Source organism: Rothia nasimurium, from assembly GCF_928381415.1.
Lineage (GTDB): Bacteria > Actinomycetota > Actinomycetes > Actinomycetales > Micrococcaceae > Rothia > Rothia nasimurium_H.
The window spans coordinates 1-577 of the sequence record NZ_CAKMSF010000028.1; the positions used below are offsets into that span (position 1 = coordinate 1).

1 protein-coding gene is annotated in these 577 nt (G+C 47.7%); it reads left to right on the top strand.

All coding sequences use genetic code 11. The annotated features are described in order from the left end of the window. The coding region (locus L7A20_RS11845; RefSeq protein WP_237223682.1) for a hypothetical protein at positions 1–306 on the top strand (306 nt) is incomplete at its 5' end. Positions 307–577: the final 271 nt, after the last annotated feature.

Genomic DNA, 577 nt, shown 5'->3' on the forward strand with positions numbered 1-577 from the left:
AACGTTTCTGTGGATGATGTGCAGATCAGCGTTCTTGAGTCAGGTCAGTTGCGCATGGTGATAGGTGAGGCTGACCCTGTATCTGGTGAGTCCTTTGTGTTTGTGTCTGAGGATAGCTGGTGGAATACAGTAAAGAGCAAGAGGCCTCAGGGTTTGGTCAAGGCTCTGGGGAAGAAGAGGTGGTTGCCCTTGTCGTTTGGTTCGTTGGTGCGTAAACGTTTTGAAGGTGAGGTGTCCATAGTCGAGGATCAAGTAGCAGGCACTCGTGATGAGGTGGAGTATTATTCGAGGCAGGCAACTCGATGAAGTGGAACGATAGGTGTAGGGGTGTTCGGATGCGTCGGTTGGTAGCGTCTTGTGTGGGTGTGTTTGTGGTGTTTTTGGCTGCTGGTTACCCCTTATGAATAAGCCTCCTTTTGACCAGCAGATTATAAGGCGAAGGAGAGTAATGCGATGAAGCGTATTTTTTTGTCGGTTGTGTTTGTTTTAGTTTTTGTATTGTCAGGATGTGGTTCTGTGAATCAGAAGAATGAGGCGGTTGAGCCTGATGCTAACGAGGTTTTTAGAGAGATGTACT